Below are 4,860 nucleotides of genomic sequence, written 5' to 3' on the forward strand. Positions count from 1 at the left end.
TCAAGCGATTGGCCGGCGGCCGCGAACGATATGACGCCGATTTTCGCCCACACCGGCAGCGCGTCGCGAAGACTGGGCGCGGGGTGGTGCTGGCGGCACCGTCTTGCAGCGTTTCCATGGGCCTCCTCGTAGAGCCTGATGCGCCCTGCGGCAATCGCCACTCTGCTCGCCGCTGGCTGCTCCGCGATTCGCGTGATACCCAAAAGCGGGAGGATATTCAGCGAGCATGACAGCGGCGTTGCTTCAGGTGGTCGTGTTTCTGGCCGCCGCCGCCATTGCAGCCCCTATCGGCCGGTTCCTGGGCATCGGCGCCGTACTCGGCTACCTCGCCGCCGGGGTGGTCATCGGGCCCTTCGTGCTCGGCCGGTACTACGCCCTCGAAGACGCGGATCAGGTCCTGCATCTCGGCGAGTTCGGGGTCGTGCTGCTCCTGTTCGTGATCGGGCTCGAGCTTCGGCCGATCCGCCTGTGGTCGATGCGCTCGGCCATTTTCGGCCTCGGCGTGGCGCAACTCGTCATCACGGCCTTTTTGCTTGCGGCTATTGGCCTGGCCCTAGGGCTCCCCCCTTCGCAGGCCTTGTTCATCGGTCTCGCCTTGTCGCTGTCGTCGACCGCGTTCGCGCTTCAAGTCATGGAAGAGCGGGGCGAGCTCACCACGCGGCATGGGCGGCTCGCATTCTCCGTGCTGCTGTTCCAGGACCTCGCGGCGATACCCTTGATCGCGCTGGTACCGCTCTTCGCCCTTGGCGTCGAGGAGCCGAAGATGGACCTCGCCAGCGCCGGGCTCGCTATCCTCACGATAGCCGGCGTGATCTTGGTCGGGCGATTCTTGTTGAGCCGGCTGTATCATCTGGTTGCCGCCACGGGTGTGCGCGAGGCCATGACGGCCAGCGCTCTGCTGACCGTGGTCGGCGTGGCCCTGATCATGGAGGCGGTCGGGCTCTCCGCGGCGCTCGGCTCCTTCATCGCGGGGGCGCTGTTGGCGGACTCCGAATACCGCCATCAGATCGAGGCGGATATCGCGCCGTTCGAAGGCCTGCTGCTTGCCGTGTTCTTCATCGCGGTGGGCATGTCCATCGATCTTTCGGTGCTGGTGGCGCAGCTTGGGCGCTGCTGGCCATCGTCGCAGGTCTGCTTCTGGGTGAAGGCCACCGTTCTTTACGGGCTCGGCCGCTGGTGGGGACTTGCCAACGCATCGGCACGCCGTTTGGGCATCATCCTCAGCCAGGGTGGCGAGTTCGCCTTCGTGCTGTTCTCGGTGGGCATGTTCGAAGGCGTGATTGGGCGCGACACGGCGAGCCTGCTGACGCTCGCGGTCACCCTGTCCATGGCGGCAACGCCGCTGCTTCTGCTTATCGACGACGTGGTGGCGCGCGCGTTGACACCGGCGCCGCCGGACTACGAGATGCCGCCGGAAGGCGAGCAGCACGTCATCATCGCCGGTTTCGGCCGCTTCGGGCAAATCGTGGCCCGCGTGCTGCGCGCGCGGCATATTCCCTTCACCGCGCTCGACGCCAGCATCGCGCAAGTGACTTCGTCAAGCCGGTTCGGCGCGGAGATCTATTATGGCGACGCGGGGAGAATCGACATCTTGCGGGCCGCCGGGGCGCGCAAAGCGCAAGCCTTCGTGTTGGCCATCGACAATGTCGATGCATCGATCAGGGTGGCCGAGGTCGTTCGCGAGAACTTTCCCGATCTGCCGATCTACGCGCGGGCCAGGGACCGAATCCATGTGCATAGGCTCTTGGATCTTGGGGTCACCATCATCGAGCGTGAGACGTTTCTCTCGGCGCTCGAGCTCACCAGGCAGCTTTTGCGCGGGCTTGGCCTGAAGCCGGACGAGGTGACGCGCTTGATCGCGACCTTCAAGCGGCATGACGAGAAGCGGCTTTACGACGACTACAAGATCTACACCGACCAGGAGAAGATGCGCGCCAATGCGCTCTCCGCCGCAGTTGAGCTCGAAGATTTGTTCACCAAGGATGTCCAGGATCTCGGCGACGGCGACAGCCCGGCTAGCGGTGAGCGGCGAGATGATCGAGGATCAGCTGGTTGAGTTCGGCGGGATGCGTGAAAGGGCTCATGTGCCCGGCGCCTCTTAGCGTCTCGACTTTCGCGTTGGGCAGTGCCCCGCCTAGCAACTCGATCACGGCGCGGGTTGGCGGCGGTGTCTTGGCGCCGACGATAAGCAACACCGGCGCTTCGATTTCGGCATAGTCCGCAAGCGTCGTCTGCGCGTCGATGGCGATGGAGAATTCGAGCGCGACTTTGGGGATCGTGGTGGCGATGGCGCTCTTGAAACGCTCTGGCGACAGCCACCAGCGCCAGCGGCCGAGCCAATAGCTCATGAAAGCGGCGGCGGCCTTACGGTCGTCGCCTTTGGCCACGGGATCGAGCACGGACACGCCGAGCTTCTCGACATCCTTCCATTCGGGACGGTTCTCGATGCGCAAGAGGTGAAACGAGACCGGCTCGACCAAAGTGAGACTTTTGACCCGGGCGCCCAGCTTGCGCGCGGCCTCGAGAGCGAGCGCCGCACCGTAGGAGTGGCCGACCAGATGAAGTTTGCTCTTGGTCTTTCTGGCAAGCGCCAACAGCACCTTGACGTCGGCTTCGATGCTGAACGGCTTGTCGATGGGCCAGGGGTCGGACTGTCCGTAGCCGATGAAGTCGGGTCCCAGTACGCGCCAATCGGCCTTCAAGGTCTCGATCAGTGGCAGCCATTCCTTGTGGGAGGCGCTGGAGCAATGGCCGAGGATGGCGCACGGGCCCTTGCCCTCGTCGAGATAGGCGACGTCGATGCCCTCGACTTTCAGATGCTTCATTTCCCCCGACCCGTATTCCAATGAACCGTCATGCCCCGACTTGATCCGGGCATCCATGCCGTTGGCCCTCAGTGCTATTGCCAGTGGAACGGATTGCCGGATCAAGCCCGGCCATGACGAATCTAACAGATGTGAGCGCTAGAGGGTCTGCTAGTCGACCGGCTCGGGTTCGGCCGCGGCGGCGGCTTTCTGGACCGCCTTTTGCACCTTCTCGAGGCGCGGACCTCGATCTGGCGGATGCGTTCGCGCGACACGCCGAATTCCGTGGAGAGTTGCTCCAGCGTCAGTGGATCCTCGGAGAGGCGGCGCGCTTCGAACACGCGGCGCTCGCGCTCGTTCAGCGTTTCGAGCGCGTCTTGCAGCATGTCGTGGCGCTGCTCTTTCTCTTCGGAATCCGCCAGCGCGGTTTCCTGGTCGACGGAGGTGTCGTCCACCAACCAGTCCATCCACTCGCCGCTCTCCGCATCGTTGCGCACGGGCGCGTTGAGCGATGAGTCGCCCGAGAGCCGCCGGTTCATGGAGACGACGTCGTCCTCGCTCACGCCGAGCCGGGTGGCGATCGTCTTCACATGGTCGGGGTGCAGGTCGCCTTCTTCGAGGGCCTTGAGCTGACCCTTGACCTTACGCAGGTTGAAGAAGAGCTTCTTCTGGGCCGCTGTGGTGCCCATCTTCACCAGGCTCCACGAGCGCAGGATGTATTCCTGGATCGCGGCGCGAATCCACCACATGGCATAGGTCGCGAGCCGGAAGCCCTTATCGGGATCGAAGCGCTTCACCGCCTGCATCAGGCCGACATTGCCTTCGGAGATGACCTCGCCGATCGGCAAGCCGTAGCCGCGATAACCCATGGCGATGCGCGCCACGAGCCGCAAATGCGAAGTGACGAGCTGATGCGCTGCGTCGCGGTCGTCATGCTCGCGCCAACTCTTGGCGAGCATGTACTCCTGCTGCGGCTCCAGCATCGGAAATTGTCTGATTTCTTCGAGGTAGCGTGTCAGCCCGCCGTGGGCGCTCACGCTCGGCAAACTTCTGGCGGCCATGGAACCCGTCTCCGGCAGCCTCAAACGGCTGCGCTCTTCCCGTTCAACCTGCCCCCCGGCACGTTCGTCTATAGAACCTTTGCCGTGCGCGGAAAAGGCGACTCGGCATCACAGTTGCTTGAATGTAACCGCAATCTCGGCGAGATCCTCAGGTAGCGGACTATTAAATTCCATTAATGTGCCGGTCACGGGATGCACGAAGGTAAGCCGGGCGGCATGGAGCGCTTGGCGTTCGAGGCCGGCGAGCTTCGCCCTCGCGTCCTCCGGCAGTTTCCCCAGCTTTGACTTAAACCCGCGGCCGTAAAGCGGATCGCCGACCAGGGGGTGCCCAATATGGGCCAGGTGAACGCGCACTTGGTGGGTGCGCCCGGTCTCGAGCGTGCACTCGACCAGCGCGGCGAGGGGCCCGTCCTTGCCGTGCCCGTAGGTCTCCGCCACGCGCCAGCGTGTTGCGGCCTCCCGTCCTTTCTCCTCGGAAAGCACGGCCATCTTGGTACGGCTCGTCGGATGGCGTCCGATCGGCGCCACGATCCGTCCGTGCGGCCGCGACGGCGCGCCCCATACCAGCGCCAGATAACCGCGTTCCATCTCGCCGGTGCGGCCATGGTCGGCGAATTGCTCGGCAAGGGCGCGGTGGGCTTGGTCCGTCTTGGCCACGACCATCAGCCCGCTCGTATCCTTGTCGAGGCGGTGCACGATGCCGGGCCGGGCCACGCCGCCGATGCCGGAGAGAGACGTGCCGCAATGGGCCACAAGCGCGTTGACGAGCGTGCCGTCGGGCTGGCCGGCGCCGGGATGCACCACGAGGCCGGCCGGCTTGTCGATGACGATGAGCGCGTCGTCCTCGTAGACCACGTCGAGCGGGATCGCTTCGGCGCCGATCGTGGTATCGGCAACGGGCGGCAGGCAAAGTTCGAAGCTCTCGCCCGGTTTGACCCTATATTTCACGTCCTCTATGGTCGCGCCGCTTGAGGCCACTTGGCCATCCCTGATAA

General features: G+C 64.5%; 3 protein-coding genes and 1 pseudogene. 1 reads left to right on the plus strand and 3 read right to left on the minus strand.

Annotation, left to right across the window (positions count from 1 at the left end; all coding sequences use genetic code 11):
• Positions 1-226 precede the first annotated feature (226 nt).
• The gene (locus tag AUC71_RS15075) at positions 227-2,056 is read left to right on the plus strand and encodes a monovalent cation:proton antiporter-2 (CPA2) family protein (RefSeq protein ID WP_069624899.1); all 1,830 of its coding nucleotides are present in this window, start codon (positions 227-229) and stop codon (positions 2,054-2,056) included.
• Here AUC71_RS15075 and AUC71_RS15080 read toward each other — a convergent pair.
• The 3 genes and pseudogenes from AUC71_RS15080 to AUC71_RS15090 form a co-directional block, all read right to left on the minus strand.
• Positions 2,016-2,882, minus strand: a complete 867-nt coding sequence (locus AUC71_RS15080; RefSeq protein ID WP_083238466.1) for an alpha/beta fold hydrolase — start codon at positions 2,880-2,882, stop codon at positions 2,016-2,018. The genes AUC71_RS15075 and AUC71_RS15080 overlap by 41 nt on opposite strands.
• 93 nt (positions 2,883-2,975) lie before the next feature.
• Positions 2,976-3,865 (minus strand): annotated as a pseudogene (gene rpoH, locus AUC71_RS15085) (RNA polymerase sigma factor RpoH).
• A 108-nt stretch (positions 3,866-3,973) separates the two neighbouring features.
• Positions 3,974-4,860: RluA family pseudouridine synthase (locus tag AUC71_RS15090; protein WP_141701752.1), on the minus strand; the 887-nt coding region annotated here is incomplete at its 5' end.

The sequence above is a fragment of the Methyloceanibacter marginalis genome (assembly GCF_001723295.1).
Taxonomy (GTDB): domain Bacteria; phylum Pseudomonadota; class Alphaproteobacteria; order Rhizobiales; family Methyloligellaceae; genus Methyloceanibacter; species Methyloceanibacter marginalis.

What these genes read in the sequence shown, in the direction of transcription:
- AUC71_RS15075 (WP_069624899.1), top strand. Translation starts at nt 227, where the DNA reads ATGACAGCGGCGTTGCTTCAGGTGGTCGTGTTTCTGGCCGCCGCCGCC.
- AUC71_RS15080 (WP_083238466.1), bottom strand. Translation starts at nt 2,882, where the DNA reads ATGGATGCCCGGATCAAGTCGGGGCATGACGGTTCATTGGAATACGGG.